This is a genomic window from Devosia enhydra (assembly GCF_900119845.1).
In the GTDB taxonomy this organism is placed as follows: domain Bacteria; phylum Pseudomonadota; class Alphaproteobacteria; order Rhizobiales; family Devosiaceae; genus FPKU01.
The window spans coordinates 1,510,823-1,533,611 of sequence record NZ_FPKU01000001.1; the positions used below are offsets into that span (position 1 = coordinate 1,510,823).

A 22,789-nucleotide genomic window follows, 5' to 3' on the forward strand; every position below is an offset into this window, starting at 1 on the left:
CAGCAGTTTTAAACTGCCCCTAGGACGGCGGCCAGCCGCGCCTCGCGGATGCGCAGGCCGCCCCGCGCAATGGTCTCGCCGGTCCACAAACGGGCCAGTCGGCCGCGCTCGAACAGCGTGAACAGGCAAGGGGCGATATAGCTGGCGCGGCAGACGGCGGGCGTGTTTTGCAGGAAGCTGGCCACCTGGCGGGTGGCCTCGGCCATCTGCTTTTTCCGCCCGCGCTCGGCGGTGGCGGGCTCCATCGCGGCGAGCACCTCGCCCGCCATGGCGCTGGCATGCAGGGTGCGGAAATCCTTGGCCGTGACCGGCACGCCGGAGGCCTCGCGCAGATAGGCGTTGATCTGGCTGGTGTTGAGGGCATGCACCTTGCCCTCGGCATCGCGCCATTGCAGCAGCCGCTTGCCGGGAATGGCAAGGATCGACGCGATGGCGGCCGACAGCCGTGCATCGGTAAAGCAATAGGTCGCCGTCTTGCCGCTCTTGGCCGGGAAGGTGACGCAGACCTCCTCGCCATTGACATTCACGTCGCGGCAATAAAGCGTGCCGGCGCCGCGCGTGCCATTGGTCGCAAGATAGCGCTCCCGGCCGACGCGCATCGCGGTGCGATCGATCAGCGCCACGCCGATAGCGATGGCGAGAAGGCGACTGCCGGCTTCGGCCTGGAGATCGCGCTGCACGGCGCGACGAATGCGCGGCAGCGCCTCGGACAGGGCCATGAGCTGGCGCGTCTTCTTGCGATCGCGCCGCACGGTCCACTCGCCATGATAGATATACTGGATGCGGCCGGCGGCATCGGTGCCGCAGGCCTGGATATGGGCGTGCGGCTCGTGGGCCACGCGCACATCCTGCCACGCCGGCGGAATGCCGAGCGCCTTGATTCGGGCGACGAGCTCGGGCTCGCGCAGGATGCTGCCATCGTCGGCGACAAGCACGTGGCCCCGGCCGCGACGAACGCGGCGCAGGGCGAGCTGATCGCGACGGATGCGCTTTAGCCTCATGGCTGCGCCGGAATTTCCGGCATCGGCTGGCCGGCCATGTAGACGAAATAGATGATGGCAAAGAGCACGATGATGCCGATGAGCGAGATCACCAAGACTCGCAGGTTCATGCGACGCTTGTTGCCCTGGCGAACTTCGGTGGTCGACTTGTGCGGATCGTAAGTCATTCGTGCCCCTGTGGTGTTGCCTGATCGATGCGATCGATCCAATCGAGCTAGCAACGCGGCGGTGCCATGCGCGGTTCCGGCTTGACCCGGCAGGCGCCGCGACCGACTGTCGCCTCACCACCTGGGAGACGACATGACCGACACAGCCCAATTGGCCCGCATGATCGAGGCCGGATCCGGCCGGATCGCCGCTGACCGCGTGATCAGGAATGTGCGGCTGCTCGATGTGATCACCGGTGCGATCACGGCGTGCGACATCGCCATCGTCGGCGACAGGATCGTGGGCACGCACCACGCCTATGAGGGCATCGAAACCATCGAGGGCCATGGCCGGTTCGCAGTGCCCGGCTTCATAGATACGCACCTGCACATCGAATCCTCGCTGGTGACCCCGCAGGAATTCGACCGCTGCGTGCTGCCCCATGGCGTGACCACGGCGATCTGCGACCCGCATGAAATGGCCAATGTGCTTGGGGCCGAGGCCATCGACTGGTTTCTGCGCTCGGCCGAAACCACGATCATGGATATCCGCGTCAACCTCTCGTCCTGCGTGCCGGCCACCGGTTTCGAGACCAATGGCGCGACGCTCGAAATCGAGGATCTGCTGCCGTTCCGCGACCACCCGAAGGTCATCGGCCTCGCCGAGATGATGAATTTTCCCGGCGTGCTCGCCGGCGACCCCGGCATTCTGGCTAAGCTTGCGGCCTTCCAGGACGGGCATATCGACGGGCATGCGCCGCTGCTCTCGGGGCTCGGGCTCAACGGCTATGCGGCGGCCGGCATCCGCACCGACCATGAGGCGACGAGCCTTGCCGAGGCGCAGGAAAAGCTGGCGCGCGGCATGGCCATCCTCATCCGCGAAGGTTCGGTCTCCAAGGACCTCGAGGCGCTGGCCCCCCTGCTCACGGCCGACACGTCGAGCTTCGTCGCGCTCTGCACCGATGACCGCAACCCGCTCGACATCGCCGAAGAGGGGCACCTCGACAGCTCCATCCGCCGGCTGATCGGGCGCGGCTGCCCGCTCCACCACGTCTATCGCGCCGCCTCGCATTCGGCCGCCCGCATCTTCGGCGTGCGCGATCGCGGACTCCTGGCGCCCGGATGGCGGGCGGACATCGTGCTGCTCGATAGTCTGGAGGACTGCAGGGTCAGCGACGTGATCGCGGGTGGAAAGCTCGTTACGCCCGAAAGCTTTGCGCAGCGCCGGCCGGTGGCGATAACCGGGCTCGCTTCGGTCAAGGCCGAACCGGTCTCCGCTGCGACCTTCAGGACCCCGGCCATGCCGGGTCGCAACGAAACGCCGGTGATCGGGGTAAAGCCCGGCCTCATCCTCACCTTCCGCGAGAGTGCCACCCTTGCACGCGACGAGGAGGATAATCTGGCGCCCGACCTGGAAAAAGACGTCATCAAGGTCGCGGTGATCGAACGGCATGGCCGCAACGGCAATGTCGGGCGCAGTTTCGTCACGGGCTTTGGCCTGAAGCGCGGCGCCATCGCCTCGTCGGTGGGCCATGACAGCCATAACATCACGGTCGTCGGGGTCTCGGATGCGGACATGGCGACCGCCGTCAACCGGCTCATCGCGATCGGCGGCGGGTTCGTAGTGGCCGAGGGCGGCGCGGTCACGGCCGAGCTGGCCCTGCCGATTGCAGGCCTCATGAGCGACCAGCCCTTCGAGGCGGTGGCCCACCAGCTCGAAATCCTGCGCGAGGCGGCACGCGCGCTCGACTGCGTGTTGCCCGAGCCCTTCTTGCAGGTCGCGTTCCTCGCCCTGCCGGTCATCCCGCATCTCAAAATGACCGATCGGGGTCTCTTTGACGTCGACGCCTTCGATTTCGTCAGCTGAAGGCGCAGCAGCAGGAGCGGCACCATGGGTCTGGCCAGTTTTTTCCTCGCCCGCGCGGCGCGCCTGCCCAAGCGGCTCTTCCCTGCCGGGCATACCAAGGGCCTCTCCATCCCCATGCGCGATGGGGTGATGCTGGAGGCTGCCCATTATTTTCCGCGCGCCGAGGGCCCGCACCCCACCATCCTGATGCGCATGCCCTATGGCCTCAAGGGGTTTGACACCGTCGCCGAATGCTATGCGGAACGCGGCTTCAACGTGCTGATCGAGGCCTGTCGCGGCACCGCCGGCTCTGGCGGCGAATTCGATCCCCTCGCTAATGAGCGGGAGGATGGGCTTGCCACCCTCGACTGGCTCGGGCAGCAGCCCTGGTATGACGGGCGGCTGGGCACCTCCGGTCCCTCTTATCTGGGCTATGCACAATGGGCCATCTGCGACGCGCTGCCCGAACGCTCGGCGATGTCGACCAAGGTCACGAGCGCCGAGTTCGAGAGCGTCGTCTTCCCCGGCGGCGCGCTGCATCTGGGGCTCTGGCTCTCGTGGATGCAGGTGGTGGAGGGCATTCGCCGCAATCCCGTCGTCACGGCGCAGCGCATGGTCTCGGGCGGCATCGAGAAGGCGACGCGGGCAGCGGCGATGAAGCTGCCGCTGATCAATGCCGACAAGCGGCTGACCCGCAACGCGGTGCCCTTCTGGCGGCGCTGGCTGGTCGAAGCGGTCGACAACCCCGCCTTCTGGGCGCGGATGGACCATACCCATCGGCTTGGGCCCAAGACGCCGCCCAACCACTTCATCTCAGGCTGGTACGACTTCATGGTCGACCAGCTTTTGCGCGACTACCAGACATTGGTCTCGGCGGGGCATCGGCCCTACCTCACCGTCGGGCCCTGGACCCACATTACCGGCGAGATGCAGACCGAGAGCGTGCGCGAAACGCTGATCTGGATGCGCAGCCAGCTGCTCGATGACAGCACGGGGCTGCGCGACAAGCCGGTGCGCATCCATATCAGCGGCGGACCCGGCTGGCAGGAGTTCGACCACTATCCGCCCCGGCCGCCCGAACCGGAGATCTGGCATCTGCAAGGCAGCAAGCGACTTGCCCCCGAGGCGCCCTCCCCATCCCCGCCCGATCGTTATCGCTACGATCCGGCGAAGCCTACGCCCAATGTCGGGGGGGCGATGTTTGCGTTTACAGGGGCCGGACCGGTGGACAACGCGCCGCTCGAAAAGCGCAAGGACGTGCTGGTCTACACCTCAGATCCGCTGGCTGAAGACGTGACCGTGATCGGCAATGTCGAAGCCTGGCTCTTTGCGCGCGCCAGCCTGCCGACGGCCGATTTCTTCGTCAGGCTCTGCGATGTCGATGAAAAGGGCGTCTCGACCAATATCTGCGACGGGCTGGTGCGCCAGCGCGCGGGTGCGGCGACCGGGCCGGACGGGGTGTGGTCGATCCCCATCCGCCTCCACGCCACGGCGCACCGCTTCGCGGCGGGTCATCGGCTGCGGGTGATCGTCGCCTCGGGCGCCCATCCGCGCTTTGCCCGCAACACCGGCACCGACGAGCCTGTGGGCAGCGCGACGACGCTTATTGCCGCCGATATCGAGGTTTTCCACGATCCGGACCATCCGAGCAGCATCAGTTTGCCGGTGTGTATGGTTTGAGGGGGGTGGCGGCAGGATGGGCCGCCGGCCGTTCATCTCGGCGTAGGTGGTCTGGGCCTCACAAGGATTCACGACAGTCTGACACCGCAAACTGGATTCCCGCCTTCGCGGGAATCCAGCTTTGGTTCAAAAAGTCCTCAACAAGGAGTCTACACCGCTAACGCGACCCCTGTGAGTCGACAGTGGCACCACGAGCAGACGGCGAGGGCCATAAGCCCCTCCGCGCAAACCCTCAGCCAGCCGCCTTCACCCGTTCGCGTGCCGCATGCAGCAGCGGCTCGGTATAGCCCGAGGGCTGCTTTGCGCCCTTGAGCGCCAGATCAAGCGCGGCCTGGAAGGCGATGGAGGTGGCGAAATTTCCGGCCATCGGCTGGTAGAGCGGATCGCCTTCGTTCTGCTTGTCGACCACGGCGGCCATGCGCTCGAAGGTCTGCCGCACTTCCGGCTCGGTCACCACGCCATGCAGCAGCCAGTTGGCCAGCGCCTGGCTCGAAATGCGGCAGGTGGCGCGGTCTTCCATCAGCCCGACATTGTTGATGTCGGGCACCTTGGAGCAGCCGACGCCCTGATCGACCCAGCGCACCACATAGCCCAGGATGCCCTGGGCATTGTTCTCGATCTCGCGCTTGATCTGCTCGCGGGTGAGTTCGGTGCGGTCGAGCGCCGGCATCGAGAACAGCGCATCGAGCCCCGGCACCGGCTGATTGTGGCGACGCTTCTGGGCCTCGAAGACATCGACCTGATGATAGTGCAGCGCGTGCAGCGTCGCGGCCGTCGGCGACGGCACCCAGGCGGTGTTGGCGCCGGCATTGGGGTGCCCGATCTTCTGGCGCAGCATCTCGGCCATGTCGTCGGGGCGCGCCCACATGCCCTTGCCGATCTGCGCCCGGCCTGAAAAACCCGCAGCAAGCCCGATCAGCACGTTGCGATCCTCGTAGGAGGACAGCCACTTTTCGGACCGCACCTGATCCTTGCGCAGCACTGCGCCGGCACGCATCGAGGTGTGGATTTCGTCGCCGGTGCGATCGAGGAAGCCGGTATTGATGAAGAACACCCGGCGCCGCGCCGCATAAATCGCCGCCTTGAGGTTAGCGGAGGTGCGCCGCTCCTCATCCATGATGCCGATCTTGATGCTTTCGGGCTTGAGCCCGAGAATGCTCTCGACCGCCGCGAAGATCTCGCAGGCGAAGGTCACCTCCTCGGGCCCGTGCATCTTGGGTTTGACCACATAGATCGCCCCGGTGCGCGAATTGGTGGTGTCGTGCATGGCGCAGAGCGCTGTGACGAACGCATCGAGCAGGCCCTCGCCGATCGGCTGGCCTTCGGCGTCGAGCACGGCGCGGGTCGTCATCAGATGCCCGACATTGCGCACGAGCAGCAGCGCGCGGCCCTTGAGCACGAGCGGCTTGCCATCCCTGGCGGAGCGATAGGTGCGATCCGGATTGAGCCGGCGCTCGATGGTGCGGCCGCCCTTCTCGAAGCTTTCGGTCAGCGTGCCATCCATCAGGCCGAGCCAGTTGGCATAGACCCCGACCTTGTCTTCCGCATCGACAGCCGCGACCGAGTCCTCGCAATCCTGGATCGTAGTCAGCGCCGATTCGAGCACGACGTCGGACAAGCCGGCCGGGTGGGCGGAACCCACGGGCGTGGTGCGATCAAGCACCAGCTCGGCATGCAGCCCGTTATGGACGAGCAGGATCACCGCCCGCCCGCCCTCTTCGGCATAGCCGACGAACTGGCTGGCATCCTTGAGCTTGGTCGGGCCCGAAATCGTATCGATGGCGAGCGCGGCGATGCCGGCGGTCTCGGCCACGACATAAGCCGTCACATCCTTGTGGCTGCCTTTGGCGAGCGGGAAGGCCTCGTCGAGAAACTCGGCGGCCCGCGCCACGACGGCGGCGCCACGGGCGGCATTGTAGCCCTTGCCCGGCGCCAGATCGCCCGCGCGCGAAACCGCATCGGTGCCGTAAAGCGCATCGTAAAGGCTGCCCCAGCGGGCGTTGGCGGCATTCAGCGCATAGCGGGCGTTGGAGACCGGCACCACCAGCTGCGGCCCGCAGATGCTGGCGATCTCGGGATCGAGCCCCTCGGTTTCGATGGAGAAATCGGCCGGCTCATCGACCAGATAGCCGATCTCGCGCAGGAAGCGCTGGTAGCCGGCGGGATTGTTGGAGACCGGGCCGTTCTCGATGTGCCACTGATCGATGCGGCTTTGCAGGTGCTCGCGGATGGCGAGCAGTTCGCGGTTGCGCGGCCCCGCCTCGGCCACGAGATGGGCAAAGCCCTGCCATACCGCAGCCGGATCGAGCGGCAGACCCTTGAGGGCGCGGGTCTCGACGAATTGCGCCAGCTGGGCATCGACCGTAAGGCCTGCGCGTTCGACAGTGTTCGTCATGGGACCGCCCTCTTTCGTTCGGTTGGATCGGCCTTGATCAGGCCGGCAGGCGGGATTTTTGCGCCGCGCCCGCTACATACGTCTCGACGACCGCCCTGTCATCCCCGCATGTCTGGAGCAGAAACAGTTCTTCCTCGAGGGAATTTACCGTTTCCATGCGCAGCCTCATCTGCGGGGTGGCGGTGGCATCAAGGACCACGAGATCGGCCTCCATGCCGCTGACGATGGCGCCGATGCGGTGCTCGAGGCCCAGCGCCCGCGCATTGCCCAGCGTCGCCATGTAGATGGCGCTGAGCGGATCGAGCCGCTGGCCCTGCACCTGCAGAACCTTGTAGCCCTCGTCTAGCGTGCGCAGCATCGCGTAATTGGTGCCGCCGCCCACATCGGTCGCAAGCGCTACCCGCGCCCCGGCCTCGCGCAGACGCTGGTGGTTGAAGAGGCCTGAGCCGAGGAACAGGTTCGATGTGGGGCAGAAGACGGCAACCGATCGCGTTTCGACCAGAAGGCCGACTTCGCGATCGGTGAGGTGGATGCAATGGCCCAGAAGCGTCCGCGGGCCCAGGAGCCCGTAGCGCTCATAGATGCCCAGATAGTCGGCCACATTGGGATAGAGCGAGCGGGCAAACTCGATTTCCGCAAGGTTCTCGTCGACATGGGTCTGGATATGGAGATCCGGGTACTGGCGCGCCAGCGCCTGCGTGGCCTCCATCTGCTCGGGGGTCGAGGTGATGGCAAAGCGCGGGCTGATGGAGTAGTGCGCCCGGCCCCGGCCATGCCAGCGCTCGATCAGCGCCACCGACTGGTCATAGCCCGTCTGCGCCGTGTCGCGCAGGGCCTGCGGGGCATGGCGGTCCATCATCACCTTGCCGGCTACCATCAGCATGTTGCGCTCTGCCGCCGCAGCAAAAAACGCATCGACCGATTGCGGATGCACCGTGCAATAGGCCGCCGCGGTGGTGGTTCCGTGGCGCACGAGTTCGTCGAGGAAGCGCCCGGCAATGCGCTCTGCATGGGCCGGGTCGGCAAAACGCTGCTCTTCCACGAAGGTGTAGGTGTTGAGCCATTCGAGCAGGCTGCCGGCATAGGAGCCGATCACCTGCATCTGCGGATAATGGATGTGGGCGTCGATGAAGCCGGGCAGGATGAGGTTGGGCCGGTGATCGACCAGCTCGGCGCCATCGGCCAGCCCGTCGAACCACGTACCGGCAAAGACGATGGCGCCATCGGCGATGAGCACCGCGCCATCCTCGAAATAGCTGTAGCTTGCCGTATCGCCGCGGCCTTGGGGCTCGGCGAAAAAGCTGAGGACACGCCCGCGCAGGACCCTTTTCACCGCCCCGATCCCTCGCGGAACCAGGCGACGATCAGCGCCCGCTCGGCATCGGTCATCTCCGAGACATTGCCAGGGGGCATGGCATGGCTCCAGCCGGACTGGATGGCGATCTCATGGGCATGGTTGGCGACCGCGATGGGCGTATCGAGAATGACGTTCTTGGGCGGCTGGTGCACCCCGTCCCACACCGGCTCGGCGGTGTGGCACATGACGCAGCGCGTATCGACGATCTGCGACACGGCCACGAAATGCGGGCTGGCCTCGAACGCGGCGGCGCTGGGCGAGAGCACGGTCTCTGCCCCGGTCGGCAGCTTGGGCGAGGTTGAAAGCCAGGCAATGACGAGGAAAAGGGCCACGGCCACCGCCCAGGTCCAGTGCGGATTGCCCTTTCGCGCGTGGCGGGTGTTGAAGTAATGCCGGATGACGACGCCGACGAGAAAGATCAGCGCCGCGATCAGCCAGTTCCACTGTGTCGCGAAGGCCAGCGGATAATGGCTCGAGAGCATGAAGAAGATGACGGGCAGCGTCAGATAGTTGTTGTGCAGGCTCCGCTGCTTGGCGATCTTGCCATATTTGGCGTCCGGCACCCGCCCAGCCTTGAGATCGGCGACCACGATCTTCTGGTTGGGGATGATGATCATGAACACATTGGCGCTCATGATGGTGGCGGTGAACACACCCATATGCAGCATGGCGGCGCGGCCGGTGAAGACCTGCGTATAGGCCCAGGCCATCGCCACGAGGATGGCGAACAGCACCAGCATCAACCCGTTGGTGGAGTTGCCCACGGGCGACTTGCAGAGGGTGTCATAGACCAGCCAGCCCAGTGCGATCGAGCCCATCGAAATGAGGATTGCGACCCAGTTGGGCACGTCGAGCACGTTGCGATCGATGAGATAGAGATCGGCTCCGACGTAATAGACGATGACGAGCAGGGAAAAGCCCGAAAGCCAGGTGGCGTAGCTCTCCCATTTGAACCAGGTCAGGTGCTCGGGCAGGAATTCGGGCGCCACGAGATATTTCTGGATGTGGTAGAACCCGCCCCCATGCACCTGCCATTCCTCGCCATGGGCGAGCGGAGGCAGGCTCGGCGTCTTGCGCAGCCCAAGATCGAGCGCGATGAAATAGAAGGACGAGCCGATCCACGCGATCGCGGTGATCACATGCAGCCAGCGGGCGGCAAAGCTCAGCCATTCCCAGAAGATCGCGAAGTCAGTCATGGCGTGCTCGTCCGCAGGTTCAGATTCAGGCCGTAACCCGTGCCCGTGGGCATAAAGACTGGATTTCCGCTTTCGCGGGAATGACGTCGTGGGTGGGCAGGCGCTTTCGAGGCGGTGTAATGCTCAGATCTTCACAGTGCGTCTGTGTCAGGCCACGCAGATCAACGCACACGGGCTATGAGCAGACAAGCGCCCCCTTTCCGGATGCGGAACGAGGGCGCTTCCCTCGAGCCTTACTCTACGACGCTCACGCCTTCGACATACCAGTCCACGGCCCAGAACTCGCCGTCGTCGATGATGTCGCCGGCGGCAACGCGCTCGGTGCCGGTGTTGTCGTTGATCGGGCCGGCGAAGGGGTGCAGCGAGCCATCGATGATGGCGTTCTTGACCTCTTCGGCCTTGGCGACGACGTCGGCCGCAAGGTTCGGGTTATAGGGCCCGATCAGCACTTCGCCTTCCTTGAGGCCCGGCCAGACGCTGCCATTGGTCCAGGTGCCATCGATCAGCGACTGCACGGCCTGCACGTAATAGGGGCCCCAATGGTCGATGATCGAGGTCAGGTGCGTGTTGGGCGCAAAGGCGCTCATGTCGGCGCCCTGGCCGAAAACGCCCACGATGCCCGAGGATTCCGCGATCTGCGGGATGACCGGACCGTCGGTGTGCTGGGTGATGACGTCGACGCCCTGGGCGATCAGCGAGCGGGCGAGATCGGCCTCGCGCGGCGGATCGAACCAGCTGCCGACATAGACGGCGGTGACTTCGACTTCGGGGTTCACCTTGCGCGCCGCGAGCGCGAAGGCGTTGATGCCCATCACCACTTCGGGGATCGGCATGGAGCCGACATAGGCGATCTTGTTGGTCTTGGTGGTCAGGCCCGCAATGGTGCCGAGCACGGCGCGGCCTTCATGGAACTTGGCATTGTAGAGCGCGACGTTGGGCGCGGTCAGGTTGCCGGTGGCCCATTCGAAGCGGGTGTCGGGGAACTGGCGGGCGACGCGGTGGATATAATCGCCATAGCCGAAGCTCGTGCCGAAGATCAGCTGATGGCCCTGCTGGGCCAGTTCGCGGAACACGCGTTCGCTATCCGGGCCTTCGGCGACATTGGTGACCACGGTGGTCTCGACCTTGTCCTCGCCGATGGCGTCGAGCATGAACAGCCGGCCCTGGTCGTGGCCATAATTCCAGCCATTGTCGTCAGGAGTGCCGATCAGCACGAAACCGACCTTCACCTTTTCCTGGGCGAAGGCCTGGCCGCCCAGCAGCGGCAGCGCTGCGGCGGCACCGCCCAGTTGCATGATATGGCGGCGATTGAGTCTCATCATGTCGTGTCTCCTGATGTTCACGATGAAGCGGGGTCACCCGGCGGGCGAAAAGGGTTTGCCGAGGCAGGCCGGCGCACTGGTGCTGCCCTTGCGGCTGAGCGAGATCAAGACCAGCACGAGAATGGTCGCGAGATAGGGCAGTGCGGCCCAGAACTCGGAGGGAAAGATGCGGAAGCCACCGCCGGAGGTCTTGGCATAGACTTCGAGCGTCATCAAAAGCCCGAAGATGTAGGCGCCGGCGAGCAGGCGATAGGGGCGCCAGGCGGCGAAGACGACGAGCGCCAGCGCGATCCAGCCGCGCCCGGCCGTCAGCCGCTCGGCCCATTGCGGGGTGAGCATCAAGGGGAAGCAGGCGCCACCGATGCCGGCCATAGCCCCGCCAAAGAGCACGGCCAGGTAGCGCACTCCGATCACCGGATAGCCGATGGAATGGGCGGAGGTGTCGGATTCCCCGATGGCGCGCAGGATCAGCCCGGATCGCGTGCGCATCAGGAAAAACCAGACCGCAACCACCATGGCGAGCGAGAGATAGACCAGTGGCGAGTAGCCGAAGATCACCCGCCAGATCGGATCATTGGCGAGTGCGGGCGGAAAGAGCGGCCCCAGCGTCGGCACCGGCTGGCCGGTGAAGGGTCGGCCGACAAGCGCGGTGAGGCCCGTTCCGAGGATGGTGAGCGCCAGCCCGGTCGCCACCTGATTTGCCGAAAGCGACAGGGTCAGGACCGCAAACAGCAGGGCCGCGAAGGCGCCGGCAAGGGCCGCGCTGCCGATGGCGAGATAGGGATTGCCGGTGGTCAGCATCACGGCGGCGGTGGTCATGGCGCCGATCAGCATCATGCCTTCGACGCCCAGATTGAGCACGCCGCTCTTTTCCACCACCAGTTCGCCCAGCGCCGCGAGCAGGATGGGCGTGGAGGCGGCCACGAGAGTGACGATGAAGGGGACGATGAGGGCGCTGTTCATGCCGGCCTCGCGGAAGTCTTGGGCTCGACTGCCCGGAACCGGTGACGCACGAAGAAATCCGCCGCCAGAAGCAGGAACAGAACCATCGCCTGGAACACCCCGACCGCCGCAAACGGCAGCCGCATGGTCGTCTGCGCCACCTCGCCGCCCACGAAGGTGATGGCGAGGATGATGCCGGCGAAGAGGCAACCGATGGGATGGAGCCGGCCAAGAAAGGCGACGATGATGGCGGTGAAGCCGTAATTGGTCGGAAACTGCGGCACGAGCCGACCGAACGGGCCGGCGGCTTCGAGAATGCCGGCAAGCCCCGCCAGCGCCCCGCTCAGCAGCAGCGCCATCCAGACCGTGCGATCGGCCGAAAATCCGCCATAGCGCGCGGCATGGGGCGCAAGTCCGACGGTGCGGATCTGGAAGCCGAAGACCGAACGCGACATCACCAGCCAGACGATCAGCGCCACCGCGATGGCGATCGGGGTGCCCAGATGGATGATGGTGCCCGGCACCACATAGGGCAGCGACTGGTCAAGCGAGAACAGCACCGTCTGCGGCTGGCCCATCGCCGTCGGGCTCTTCCACGGCCCGAAGACGAGGTAGTTGAGGAGATTCACCGACGCGTAGGTCAGCATCAGCGTGGTCAGGATCTCGTTGACGCGGAAGCGCGTGCGCAAGAAGGCGGGGATCGCGGCATAGGCCGCCCCGCCCGCCATGCCGGCCACGAGCATCAGCGGCAGGATCCACGGGCCGCTGAGATTGTAGGTGAGGAGCGCAACGCCGGTGCCGGCGATGGCGCCGACGATATATTGCCCCTCGGCCCCGATGTTCCAGACATTGGCGCGATAGGCCACCGACAGCCCCACCGCGATGATCACCAGCGGCGAGGCTTTGACCGCGAGGTCCTGCCATTTATAGGGGTTGGTGAGGGGCGTGAGGAAGATCTCGCGCACCGCCCCGATACCGTCATAGCCCATCACCGAGAACAGCAGCGCCCCCAGCACGGCGGTGATCGCCAGCGCCAGGATCGGCGCCAGATAGAGCATCAGGCGGCTGGGTTCGGCGCGCTTTTCAAGCCGGAACTGCAATCTGGCCTCCCGGTGCGATATGCACTTCATCCTCGGTGCCGTGCACACCGCCCATCAGGAGGCCGATCTCCTCGATCGAGACGGCGCCCACATCGAGCGGCTTGCTCAGGCGGCCGCCATTGATCACCAGCAGCGTATCCGAGAGCGCAAGCAATTCATCGAGGTCCTGGCTGATCACGACGATGGCCGAGCCCGCCGCCGCGAGATCGACCAGCGCCTGATGGATGGCCGCCGCCGCGCCCGCATCGACGCCCCAGGTCGGCTGACTGACCACCAGCACGGAGGGGTTTTGCAGGATTTCGCGGCCCATGATGTATTTCTGCAGATTGCCGCCCGAGAGCGAGCCGGCCGTAGAATGCGGGCCCAGCGCCTTGACGGCGAACTGCGCTATGACCTTGCCGGTATAGGTTTTTGCCGCGCCCGAATTGATCAGCCCGGCCAACACCATCTTGAGCCGGTCCCGCGCGGTGAGCACGCTGTTGTCCGAAAGGCTGAAATCGCCGACCGCCGCGTGGCCGTTGCGCTCCTCGGGCACGGCGCAGAGCCCGAGGCGGCGCCGGGCGGTCGTGCCCATCAAACCGATCGGGGTACCGTCGAGCCGGACGGCATCGCCATGGGTGCCGAGGATTTCGCCCGAGAGCGCATCGAGCAAGGCGTTCTGCCCGTTGCCGGCGACCCCGGCGATGCCGAGGATTTCACCGGCCCTCACCGCAAAGCTCGCGCTGTCGATGGCCACACCGAACTCGTCTTCGGCAAGCGTCGTGAGACCGGAAACCAACAGCCGCTCCTTGCCGAAGCGGCGATTGGGATCCTTGCTGATGTCCTTGAGGCTCGCGCCGATCATCTTTTCGGCCATGGAGCGCGGCGTCTCGACGCGCGGATCGAGGGTCGCCACAAGCTTGCCACCGCGCAGGATGGTGGCCGTGTGGCAGAGCGCCCGGATTTCGTGCAGCTTGTGCGAGATGTAGAGGATCGAGCGCCCTTCCGCGGAGAGGCGCCGCAGCACCGCGAACAGCGCCTCAACCTCCTGCGGGGTCAGAACCGACGTCGGCTCGTCCATGATCAGCAATTGCGGATCGAGCAGCAGCGCGCGCACGATCTCGATGCGCTGCCGCTCGCCCACCGACAGCGTGGCGACCACGCGATGCGGGTCGAGCACCAGCCCGTACTGGCTCATCACGGCCCGCACCTTGGCCTCGAGCTCGCGCTGCGTGAGCTTTGCGTCGAGGCCCAGCGCGATGTTTTCCAGCACCGTCATCGCATCGAACAGCGAGAAATGCTGGAACACCATGCCGATGCCCAGCCGGCGCGCCGCCTTGGGGTTGGCGATGGTCACGATCTCGCCATTCCAGGCGATGGTGCCGGCATCGGGCTGCATGATGCCGTAGATCATCTTGACGAGGGTGGATTTGCCCGCGCCATTTTCGCCCAGCAGCGCGTGGATCTCGCCAGCGCGGACCGAAAAGCTCACATCGTCATTGGCCAGCACGCCGGGGAACCGCTTGGTGATCCCCTTGAGCGCGAGCCGCACCGGCGCATCAATGCTCATCAGCCGCCCCCACCAATGCCCCCGTAGGCAGTTGCGCGCCCGTCAGTCCAGCTTCCCGAGAGGCACTGTGGACCAAAATTTCCGCCGCCGCCAGTGCCGCGATCACCGCCGGGCGCTTGTCGCGCAAACCGAGGCTGCCGATGGGCAGGCGCAGCTGCGCCAATTGCTCGCGGGTGCCGCCTTCGCCCTCGAACCAGCTGGCAAAGCGCGCCCGCTTGGTCCTGGAGCCCACCATGCCGACATAGGCCGCATCGCCGCGTGCGAGCGCCTCACGCGCGATGAGGAAATCGAGCGCGTGGTCGTGGGTGAGAATGGCAAAGACGCTGCCGGCCGGCGCCCGGCGCACCACGGCCTCGGGCATCGCCACGGCCTGCCCGGCGACACCCTCCGGCAGATGCTGGAGCGTCTCGGGGCGCGTGTCGATTACAGTGACGCGGAAGGGCAGCGGCGCCAGCGCCAGCGCCAGCGCGCGCCCCACATGCCCGGCTCCGAAGATGAATACCGGCCGCCGGCCGGCATCGGCGCGTTCGAGGCGGGCGGTGAGGCGGTCCGCTTCTGCAGCGTCAACCACCCGCATTGCCACCTCGACGCGGCCGCCGCAGCATTGGCCGATTTCGGGGCCGAGCGGCACATCCATGGTGCCGGGCGGCAGGCCATCGCGAAGCGCCTGCCGGGCGCGTCGGATCACCATATGCTCCAGCGCCCCGCCCCCGATGGTGCCGATGAGCGCCTCGGGCGCGATGACCATGAAGGTGCCAGCCTCGCGCGGGCTCGACCCCCGGACGACGAGAAGTTCGGCGACGATGGCGGCCGGCTCACGGCTGAGGAAGACGGCGAGCGAGGCGGCGTCGAGTGCCATCACGCCGGGCGCTCTGTGCGCATGCGCTTAATGCCCATCAACACGCGCTCCGGCGTGACCGGCGTATCGAGGCGCGGCGCGACGCGATAGTCCGCCTCCGAGGCCACCGCCATCGAGAGGGCTTCGACCACCGACATGGCCAGCATCAGCGGCGGCTCGCCCACCGCCTTGGAGCGGCCGATGGTCATCTCCCTGTTCTGGCTCCATTCGGCCAGCCTGACGTTGAAGATCGGCGGCACATCTGAGGCCAGCGGGATCTTGTAGGTGGATGGCGCATGAGTGCGCAGCTGCCCGCGCGCATCCCATACCAGTTCCTCGGTGGTCAGCCACCCCATGCCCTGGATGAAGCCACCCTCGATCTGCCCCAGATCGATGACCGGATTGAGCGAACGCCCCACATCGTGGAGGATATCGACCCGATCGACGGTGTATTCGCCGGTCAGCGTATCGATGGTCACTTCCGACACCGAGGCGCCATAGGCGAAGTAATAGAACGGCCGGCCGCGTCCATTGGCCCGGTCCCAGTGGATGTCCGGGGTCTTGTAGAAGCCGGCAGCCGAAAGCTGCACGCGGCTGAGATAGGCCGAGGCCACGAGCTCGGAGAACGCGACGAACTGCCGGCCGGCCATGATGCCCCCCGGCACCCAGGCGACATCGGCTTCCGCAACCTCGTAGATGCGGGCCGCATGGGCCGCGAGCCGCGCCTTGATCTGCCGGGCCGCGTCATAGGCGGCCATGCCGTTGAGATCGGAGCCGGACGAGGCTGCCGTGGCCGAGGTGTTGGGCACCTTGCCGGTCGTCGTCGCCATGATCTTGATGGCCTCGAGCCCGACCCCGAAGGCATCGGCCAGCACCTGCGCCACCTTGATGTAGAGCCCCTGCCCCATCTCGGTGCCGCCATGGGAGAGATGGATCGAGCCGTCGCGATAGACATGCACCAGCGCGCCGGCCTGATTGTACCAGGTGGCCGTGAACGAGATGCCGAACTTCACCGGGGTCAGGGCGATGCCCTTGCGCAGCACTCCGCCCATGGTGTTGAACGCCAGCACCGCCTTACGGCGCGCCTGATAATCGGAACTGGTCTCGAGCTCGTCGACCAGCCGGCCGATGATGTTGTCGGTCACCGTCTGGTGGTAGGGCGTGACGTTGCGATCGTCAGTGCCGTAGAAATTGGCCTTGCGGATATCGAGCGGATCCTTGCCCAGGCCATAGGCGATGTCCTCGATCCAGCGCTCGGCCGCCATCATGCCCTGCGGCCCGCCAAAGCCGCGAAACGCGGTGTTGGAGACAGTGTTGGTGTAAAGCGGCTCGGAGCGCACCTTAACCGCCGGATACCAATAGGCATTGTCGGCGTGGAACAGCGCCCGGTCGGTCACCGGCCCCGAAAGGTCCGAGGAAAAGCCGCAGCGCGCGGCATAGACCGCGTCGACGGCCTGGATGCGACCATCGTCATCATAGCCGACATCGTAGTCGACGACGAAATCATGCCGCTTGCCGGTCGCCTGCATGTCGTCGTCGCGATCGGGGCGGATCTTGACGGGCCGGTTCCAGCGCTTGGCGGCGAGGGCCGCAACCGCCGCAAAGAGGTTGCCCTGCGTCTCCTTGCCACCAAAGCCTCCGCCCATGCGGCGGACATTGACCGTCACGGCATGCTGGGAAATGCCCAGCACATGCGCCACCATCAGCTGTACCTCGGAGGGGTGCTGGGTGGAGGAGTGAATGATGACATCCTCATCCTCGCCCGGAATGGCGAAGGCGATCTGCCCTTCGAGATAGAAATGGTCCTGCCCGCCGATGGCGATGCGGCCCTTGATCCTGCGCGGGGCTGCCTCGAGCCCGGCCTCGACATCGCCGCGCCTCAGCGTCAGCGGCTCGGTGACCAGCGTCCCGCCCGCCGCCCGCGCCGCATCGACATCGAGCGCCGCCGGCAGGTCGCGCCAGGTGATCCGCGCCAGCCGCGCCGCCCGCCGCGCCGCTTCGCGCGTTTCCCCGATCACGGCGAAGATCGGCTGGCCCCAGAAATGCACCTTGCCGACCGCGAAGATCGGCTCGTCATGCTTGTGGCTGGGGCTGACGTCGTTTTCGCCCGGAATATCGTCGGCCGTGAGGATGCCGAAGACGCCCGGCGCCGTCCGTACCGCCTCGAAATCGATCGCGACGATCTCGGCATGGGCCCGGTCCGAGAGCGCTAGATAGGCATGCAGCGTGCCAACCGGCTCGACCATGTCATCGATATATTCGGCCCGGCCCGACACGTGCTTGTGTCCGGAATCGTGCCTCAAGTCCTGATGCATGACCGGGGCGGGAATGGTGGAATGCTTGTTCATCACGCCACCTGCCGCACGAGCCGCTCGGCCCTGCCTTGTGTCTCGGCAAAGAAGCGTCGGAGGAGGTTCTGAGCCACCAGCAGACGGTAGGCGGCGCTTGCACGCATGTCGGTGATGGGCTGGAAGTCCTCGGCGAAGGCCGGCAGCGCGGCAAGGACCGTCGCCTCGGACCAGGGCTGGCCGACAAGCGCCGCCTCTACCGCCTTCGCCCGCTTCGGGGTCGCGGCCATGCCGCCGAAAGCGATGCGCGCGGATGTCACCGTGCCGGCCTCGACCTTGACGCGAAACGCACCCAGCAGGGAGGAAATATCCTCCTCGCGGCGCTTGGCAATCTTGTAGCAGCCGAGATGCTCGCCTGTGGGCAGATGCGGCACCGCGACGCTCTCGACGAATTCGCCCTGCTGCCGGTCCTGCTTGCCATAGGCGATGAAGAAATCCTCGAGCGGCAGCGTGCGGCGCTCCTGGCCCCTGCGCAACGTAACCGTGGCGCCCAGCGCGATCAGCGGCGGCGGGGTGTCCCCGATCGGCGAGCCATTGGCGATATTGCCGCCGACCGTGCCCATCGCCCGCACCTGCTCGCCGCCGATGCGGTTCCAGAGCCCCGAGAGCGCCGGAATACGGGCGACGAGCGCCGCCTCCGCCTCGCGATAGGACACGGCCGCGCCCAGCGTCACGACGCCATCGGCATCGCTGACGCGATGCAGTTCGGGCAGATGGGAGACAAAGATCAGGGGGCCGATATCGCGCATGAACTTCGTGACCCAGAGCCCCACATCGGTGGCCCCGGCCACGATGGTGGCGCCGGGGTTTTCGGCATAGGCATCGGCCAGATCATCGACGCTTGCGGGCACGATCACCCGGTCCTTGCCGCTGCCCACTTCGATGCGGTCGGTGTTGCGCAGGCCGGCGAGCCGGTCCGCCATCGCCTGCCGATGGGCAACAAGCGGATCGGCGCCCGGCTCTCCCGCCACCGCCTGCGCGGCGCGGATGATGGGGGCGTAGCCCGTGCAGCGGCAGAGATTGCCCTGAAGCGCCTTTTCGACCTCGGTGCGGCTCGGCTGTGGAGTGCCCATCCACAGCGCATAGAGCGCCATCACGAAGCCCGGCGTGCAGAAGCCGCATTGGCTGCCGTGATGATCGACCATCGCCTGCTGCACCGGATGCAGCGGGCCGTTGGGCACCGAGAGATGCTCGATCGTCACCACATGGGTGGCGTTGAGCGAGCCGGTAAACCTTATGCAGGCATTGACAGGCTCATAGACCAGCCCCGCCTCCGTCAGCCGCCCCACCAGCACCGTGCAGGCGCCGCAATCGCCTTCCGCGCAGCCTTCCTTGGTGCCGCGCAGCCGGCGATCGAGGCGCAGGAAATCGAGCAGCGTCTGCGTTGCCGGCAGCGTGTCGAGCGCGATCTCGGCATCGTTGAGGATGAAGCGGATGGCGTTGGCGGGGTCAGTCATGAGGCGAAATCCACACCCGTCATCAGCTGCCCCGATAGGTCGAATAGGCGAAGGGCGAGACCAGCAGCGGCACGTGATAATGCGATTTTTCGCTCAGGACGAAGCGGATGGGCACAATCTCGAGGAAAGGCATCTCGATCTCGACACCGAGCCGCTCGAAATACTGCCCGACGTGAAAATGCAGCTCGTAGGCCCCGAGCTGGAACGACGGGCCGGCCAGGAGCGGCGCGTCGAGCCGGCCATCGGCATTGGTATAGCTCTGGGCGATCAGGTGCGTATGATCGCCATGCACCATGTGAAGGTCGATCGCCATGCCGCGGGCCGGATGGCCGTGCATGGTATCGAGGACGTGCGTGGTCAGGCGCGGTTCTCCCGCCATGGCCCCTCCGGATGTTTTCAGCATGACGCACTATCGACGCAAATCGCGCCGGTTCCAAGAGGGCCTGCACGAAATTTTACCAACTGGTCCAGTTTGCCCTCGCCTCGGGCAGCCAAAGGCGTCAGCCATCTTGCCTCGGGACCGGCCCGGCGCGATAACCGGAGCCGGACGACGAAAGGCACGACAATGCGTTACCCCCGCGACATGTATGGCTACGGCCCCAACCCGCCCCACGCCAACTGGCCGGGCGGCGCCAATGTCGCGGTGCAGTTTGTGCTCAATTACGAAGAGGGCGGCGAGAACAATATCCTGCATGGCGATGCCGCTTCGGAAGCGTTCCTCGTCGACGTCATCGGCGCCGCGCCATGGCCGGGCAAGCGGCACTGGAACGTCGAATCGATGTACGAATATGGGGCACGCGCCGGCTTCTGGCGGCTCCACCGCCTCTTCACCAGCCGCAACCTGCCCGTCACCGTCTATGGCGTCGCCACCGCGCTCGAGCGCTCACCGGCCCAGGTGAAGGCGATGCTCGATGCCGACTGGGAAATCGCCAGCCACGGGCTGAAATGGATCGACTATCGCGACCACGATATCGAGCACGAGCGCCGCGACCTGCATGAGGCCGTGCGCATCCATACCGAGATCACCGGCTCACGGCCCGTGGGCTGGTATTGCGGCCGCACCTCGGTCAACACGGTGGACCTCGCCTCCGAGGAGGGCGGCTTCACCTATGTGTCGGATACCTATGACGACGACCTGCCCTATTACCGCGAGCATCTGGGCAGCCCGCAGCTGATCATTCCCTATTCGCTCGCCACCAACGACATGCGGTTTACGACCGCATCGGGCTTTCCCAATGGCGAAGCCTATTTCCAGATGCTCAAGGACAGTTTCGACGTGCTCTGGGACGAGGGCGCGGCCGGATCGCCCAAGATGATGTCGGTGGGGCTGCATTGCCGGCTCGTCGGCATGCCGGGGCGTATCGCCGGGCTCATCCGCTTCCTCGATTACATCGAGAGCCGGGGCAAGGTGTGGGTTGCAAAGCGCATCGACATCGCCGAGCACTGGCTGCGCGAACATCCCTTCGTCGAGCAGACGGTTCGCCCCAGCCGCCTGCCCTATGATGATTTCGCCCAGCTTTTCGGCTCGATCTTCGAGCATTCCGAATGGGTGGCCGAGCGCGCCTATCGGCGTGAACTCGGCCCGGCCCACGATACGGCGGTGGGGCTGCATGCGGTGATGGCCCGCGTTTTCCGCACGGCCAGCCCGGAGGAGCGGCTCGGGGTGCTCAACGCCCATCCCGACCTTGCCGGCAAGCTCGCCGCGGCGCGCCGCCTGACCGCAGCCTCAAGCGAGGAGCAGGCCTCGGCCGGCCTCGACGCCCTGACCGATGCCGAGCGCGAGCGGTTTACCACGCTCAATGCCGCCTATGTCGAGCGCTTCGGCTTCCCCTTCATCATCGCGGTCAAGGACAATACCAAAGCTACGATCCTTGCGGCTTTCGAGCGGCGGCTCGGCAATGATCGGGAGACCGAATTCGCCGAGGCCTGCCGCCAGGTCGAACGCATCGCCTTCATCCGGCTGAGCCAGATCCTGCCCTAGGATCTGCGGCGTCAGCCGGTATCATTTGTAGAAGCCGTCGCGCAGGGTGATGCCGTGCTCGACATAGACCTTCATGCCGCACAGCATGCCGGTCCAGGCCTCGCAATTGCCGAAGGCCGATTTGAACCCGGCGGCTGACGGGCGGAAGCCCTCTTCGGTGATGGAGACGCGCGTGCGGGTATCGCCGTCGAGCGGCTCGAACTCCATGGTCACTGTGGTGTCGTAAAGCCCGCCCGGATCATCGTCGGGAGCGGCCTCCCAGCGCAGGACGATCCTGCGTTCGGGCACGACCTCGACCACAGTGACCGGGAACGCGCCGGGAAAATCGTGGAAATCCCAGGTTACGGTCGCGCCAGTCTCGAGCCGCCCCTTGGCCCCGCCGGTGGTGAAATAGCCCGAGAGCTTGGCGGGATCCACCACCGCTTCGAAGACCTCGCGCACCGGTCGCGCGATGCGCCCCGAAACCGTGAAGCGGGGCACGATGCCCTCATCATTATCGTCCGTCATGGCACCTTCCTCCTTGCGTCAGTGCCGATTATGTTATAAAAATATAACATGTCAAGCGACGACCAGGACGAGAGACTTTTCAAGGCCTTGGCCAATGGCCTGCGCCGCCGCATGCTCGATGCGCTGAAGGCTGACCCGCTGACCACGGGCATGATGGTCGAGAAATTTCCAGGGCTCGATCGCTGCACAATCATGCAGCACCTCAAGGTGCTCGAAGAGGCTGGGCTCGTGATCGTCGAACGGCGCGGCCGCGAGCGCTGGAACCACCTCAACGCCCTGCCCTTCCGCGATATCCATGCCCGCTGGATCGGCCCGTACGCCGCCCTCGCGGCCGAGGGCCTTGCCGGGCTGCGCGACAGGCTCGAACCCTGAACGCCGGCGGCAACCCCTTGTGCACAAGATGGCGGCAAGGCTAAGTCAGCAGCGGAGGGCCCATCGATGTACGCGCTTTATATCGCCAACAAGAACTATTCGTCCTGGTCGCTGCGCCCCTGGCTCCTGATGCGGGAGACGGGGATTGCGTTCGAGGAGCGTCTGCAGGTGTTCGGCGGCGGGTCCAACTACGCGGCGTTCCGCAGCTTTTCGCCCTCGGGAAAGGTCCCGGCGCTCATCGATGGCAACCTGACGGTGTGGGATAGCCTGGCCATTGCCGAATATCTCGCAGAGGCCCATGAGGGGATCTGGCCGGCCGACCGGGCAGCCCGCGCCTGGGCCCGCTCCGCCGCCGCCGAGATGCATTCGGGGTTTTCGGCCCTGCGCACAACCTGCGGCATGAATTGCGGCCTGCGGGTGAAGCTGCACGCCGTGCCCGAGGCGGTTGCGGCCGATCTGCGACGGATCGACGAACTCTGGCGCGAGGGCCTCACCCGCTTCGGTGGCCCCTTCCTAGCGGGCGACCGGTTCACGGCCGTCGACGCCTTCTATGCCCCTGTCGCCTTCCGCATGCAGACCTATGGCCTTTCGGTCTCCCCCGAGGCCGCCGCCTATCGCGATCGCCTGCTGGGCCTGCCCGGCATGCGCAACTGGTATCAGGCGGCCCTAGCGGAAACCTGGCGCGATGCGGGCCATGAGGACGAAATCGCCCACTGGGGCGTCGTCACCGCCAACCATCGCGCCGGCTGACC

General features: G+C 65.9%; 19 protein-coding genes. 5 read left to right on the plus strand and 14 right to left on the minus strand.

Features of this window, described 5'->3' with window-relative positions; genetic code table 11:
• Positions 1-8 precede the first annotated feature (8 nt).
• Both BT183_RS07305 and BT183_RS20735 read right to left on the minus strand, forming a co-directional pair.
• Positions 9-1,001: a DNA topoisomerase IB gene (locus tag BT183_RS07305; protein WP_072340358.1), complete on the minus strand. Its 993-nt coding sequence runs from the start codon at positions 999-1,001 to the stop codon at positions 9-11.
• The gene (locus BT183_RS20735; protein WP_177282419.1) at positions 998-1,168 is read right to left on the minus strand and encodes a hypothetical protein; all 171 of its coding nucleotides are present in this window, start codon (positions 1,166-1,168) and stop codon (positions 998-1,000) included. The genes BT183_RS07305 and BT183_RS20735 overlap by 4 nt, the downstream gene beginning before the upstream one ends.
• Positions 1,169-1,301: 133 nt before the next feature.
• On the opposite strand from BT183_RS20735, the gene ade reads away from it, so the two are divergent.
• Both ade and BT183_RS07315 read left to right on the plus strand, forming a co-directional pair.
• A complete protein-coding gene (gene ade / locus BT183_RS07310) occupies positions 1,302-3,014 on the plus strand; it encodes an adenine deaminase (protein WP_072340360.1) in 1,713 nt (570 codons plus the stop codon).
• Positions 3,015-3,038: 24 nt separating this feature from the next.
• The gene (locus tag BT183_RS07315; protein WP_072340362.1) at positions 3,039-4,673 is read left to right on the plus strand and encodes a CocE/NonD family hydrolase; all 1,635 of its coding nucleotides are present in this window, start codon (positions 3,039-3,041) and stop codon (positions 4,671-4,673) included.
• Positions 4,674-4,905: 232 nt separating this feature from the next.
• Here the strand turns inward: BT183_RS07315 and BT183_RS07320 are convergent, their stop codons facing one another.
• From BT183_RS07320 to uraH, 11 genes are all read right to left on the minus strand, one after another.
• Positions 4,906-7,068, minus strand: a complete 2,163-nt coding sequence (locus BT183_RS07320) for a malate synthase G (RefSeq protein WP_072340364.1) — start codon at positions 7,066-7,068, stop codon at positions 4,906-4,908.
• A 37-nt stretch (positions 7,069-7,105) separates the two neighbouring features.
• Entirely contained in the window at positions 7,106-8,401 is a 1,296-nt protein-coding gene (gene guaD, locus BT183_RS07325; RefSeq protein WP_072340366.1) for a guanine deaminase, read from the minus strand.
• Positions 8,398-9,621: a urate hydroxylase PuuD gene (locus tag BT183_RS07330; protein WP_072340368.1), complete on the minus strand. Its 1,224-nt coding sequence runs from the start codon at positions 9,619-9,621 to the stop codon at positions 8,398-8,400. The genes guaD and BT183_RS07330 overlap by 4 nt, the downstream gene beginning before the upstream one ends.
• A gap of 233 nt (positions 9,622-9,854) precedes the next feature.
• The gene (locus BT183_RS07335; protein ID WP_072340370.1) at positions 9,855-10,943 is read right to left on the minus strand and encodes a BMP family ABC transporter substrate-binding protein; all 1,089 of its coding nucleotides are present in this window, start codon (positions 10,941-10,943) and stop codon (positions 9,855-9,857) included.
• Positions 10,944-10,976: 33 nt separating this feature from the next.
• A complete protein-coding gene (locus BT183_RS07340; protein WP_072340373.1) occupies positions 10,977-11,906 on the minus strand; it encodes an ABC transporter permease in 930 nt (309 codons plus the stop codon).
• Positions 11,903-12,985 (minus strand): ABC transporter permease, encoded by a 1,083-nt coding sequence (locus BT183_RS07345; protein WP_244545262.1) that lies wholly within the window; start codon positions 12,983-12,985, stop codon positions 11,903-11,905. Before BT183_RS07345 ends, BT183_RS07340 begins: the two co-directional genes overlap by 4 nt.
• On the minus strand, positions 12,969-14,534 hold the full coding sequence (locus BT183_RS07350) for an ABC transporter ATP-binding protein (protein ID WP_072340379.1): 1,566 nt from the start codon (positions 14,532-14,534) through the stop codon (positions 12,969-12,971). The genes BT183_RS07345 and BT183_RS07350 overlap by 17 nt, the downstream gene beginning before the upstream one ends.
• Complete coding sequence (xdhC, locus tag BT183_RS07355) at positions 14,524-15,393, minus strand: xanthine dehydrogenase accessory protein XdhC (protein ID WP_072340382.1); 870 nt, start codon at positions 15,391-15,393, stop codon at positions 14,524-14,526. The genes BT183_RS07350 and xdhC overlap by 11 nt, the downstream gene beginning before the upstream one ends.
• The gene (gene xdhB / locus BT183_RS07360; protein WP_072340385.1) at positions 15,393-17,720 is read right to left on the minus strand and encodes a xanthine dehydrogenase molybdopterin binding subunit; all 2,328 of its coding nucleotides are present in this window, start codon (positions 17,718-17,720) and stop codon (positions 15,393-15,395) included. The genes xdhC and xdhB overlap by 1 nt, the downstream gene beginning before the upstream one ends.
• Positions 17,720-19,177: a xanthine dehydrogenase small subunit gene (gene xdhA, locus BT183_RS07365; protein ID WP_072340388.1), complete on the minus strand. Its 1,458-nt coding sequence runs from the start codon at positions 19,175-19,177 to the stop codon at positions 17,720-17,722. The genes xdhB and xdhA overlap by 1 nt, the downstream gene beginning before the upstream one ends.
• 22 nt (positions 19,178-19,199) lie before the next feature.
• Positions 19,200-19,556, minus strand: a complete 357-nt coding sequence (gene uraH / locus BT183_RS07370; protein ID WP_072340391.1) for a hydroxyisourate hydrolase — start codon at positions 19,554-19,556, stop codon at positions 19,200-19,202.
• Between the two features lie 186 nt (positions 19,557-19,742).
• On the opposite strand from uraH, the gene puuE reads away from it, so the two are divergent.
• A complete protein-coding gene (gene puuE / locus BT183_RS07375; RefSeq protein WP_072340394.1) occupies positions 19,743-21,158 on the plus strand; it encodes an allantoinase PuuE in 1,416 nt (471 codons plus the stop codon).
• Between the two features lie 21 nt (positions 21,159-21,179).
• Here the strand turns inward: puuE and BT183_RS07380 are convergent, their stop codons facing one another.
• Positions 21,180-21,665 (minus strand): SRPBCC domain-containing protein, encoded by a 486-nt coding sequence (locus BT183_RS07380; RefSeq protein ID WP_072340396.1) that lies wholly within the window; start codon positions 21,663-21,665, stop codon positions 21,180-21,182.
• A 48-nt stretch (positions 21,666-21,713) separates the two neighbouring features.
• On the opposite strand from BT183_RS07380, the gene BT183_RS07385 reads away from it, so the two are divergent.
• Together BT183_RS07385 and BT183_RS07390 are read left to right on the plus strand one after the other, a co-directional pair.
• Complete coding sequence (locus BT183_RS07385) at positions 21,714-22,037, plus strand: ArsR/SmtB family transcription factor (RefSeq protein WP_072340399.1); 324 nt, start codon at positions 21,714-21,716, stop codon at positions 22,035-22,037.
• A 66-nt stretch (positions 22,038-22,103) separates the two neighbouring features.
• Positions 22,104-22,787, plus strand: coding sequence for a glutathione S-transferase family protein (locus BT183_RS07390; protein ID WP_072340402.1), 684 nt, complete (start codon positions 22,104-22,106; stop codon positions 22,785-22,787).
• Positions 22,788-22,789 lie beyond the last annotated feature (2 nt).

Coding starts and splice junctions, on each gene's coding strand:
- BT183_RS07305 (WP_072340358.1), bottom strand. CDS start 1,001: ATGAGGCTAAAGCGCATCCGTCGCGATCAGCTCGCCCTGCGCCGCGTT.
- BT183_RS20735 (WP_177282419.1), bottom strand. CDS start 1,168: ATGACTTACGATCCGCACAAGTCGACCACCGAAGTTCGCCAGGGCAAC.
- ade (WP_072340360.1), top strand. CDS start 1,302: ATGACCGACACAGCCCAATTGGCCCGCATGATCGAGGCCGGATCCGGC.
- BT183_RS07315 (WP_072340362.1), top strand. CDS start 3,039: ATGGGTCTGGCCAGTTTTTTCCTCGCCCGCGCGGCGCGCCTGCCCAAG.
- BT183_RS07320 (WP_072340364.1), bottom strand. CDS start 7,068: ATGACGAACACTGTCGAACGCGCAGGCCTTACGGTCGATGCCCAGCTG.
- BT183_RS07330 (WP_072340368.1), bottom strand. CDS start 9,621: ATGACTGACTTCGCGATCTTCTGGGAATGGCTGAGCTTTGCCGCCCGC.
- BT183_RS07335 (WP_072340370.1), bottom strand. CDS start 10,943: ATGATGAGACTCAATCGCCGCCATATCATGCAACTGGGCGGTGCCGCC.
- BT183_RS07340 (WP_072340373.1), bottom strand. CDS start 11,906: ATGAACAGCGCCCTCATCGTCCCCTTCATCGTCACTCTCGTGGCCGCC.
- BT183_RS07350 (WP_072340379.1), bottom strand. CDS start 14,534: ATGAGCATTGATGCGCCGGTGCGGCTCGCGCTCAAGGGGATCACCAAG.
- xdhC (WP_072340382.1), bottom strand. CDS start 15,393: ATGGCACTCGACGCCGCCTCGCTCGCCGTCTTCCTCAGCCGTGAGCCG.
- xdhB (WP_072340385.1), bottom strand. CDS start 17,720: ATGAACAAGCATTCCACCATTCCCGCCCCGGTCATGCATCAGGACTTG.
- xdhA (WP_072340388.1), bottom strand. CDS start 19,177: ATGACTGACCCCGCCAACGCCATCCGCTTCATCCTCAACGATGCCGAG.
- uraH (WP_072340391.1), bottom strand. CDS start 19,556: ATGGCGGGAGAACCGCGCCTGACCACGCACGTCCTCGATACCATGCAC.
- puuE (WP_072340394.1), top strand. CDS start 19,743: ATGCGTTACCCCCGCGACATGTATGGCTACGGCCCCAACCCGCCCCAC.
- BT183_RS07380 (WP_072340396.1), bottom strand. CDS start 21,665: ATGACGGACGATAATGATGAGGGCATCGTGCCCCGCTTCACGGTTTCG.
- BT183_RS07385 (WP_072340399.1), top strand. CDS start 21,714: ATGTCAAGCGACGACCAGGACGAGAGACTTTTCAAGGCCTTGGCCAAT.
- BT183_RS07390 (WP_072340402.1), top strand. CDS start 22,104: ATGTACGCGCTTTATATCGCCAACAAGAACTATTCGTCCTGGTCGCTG.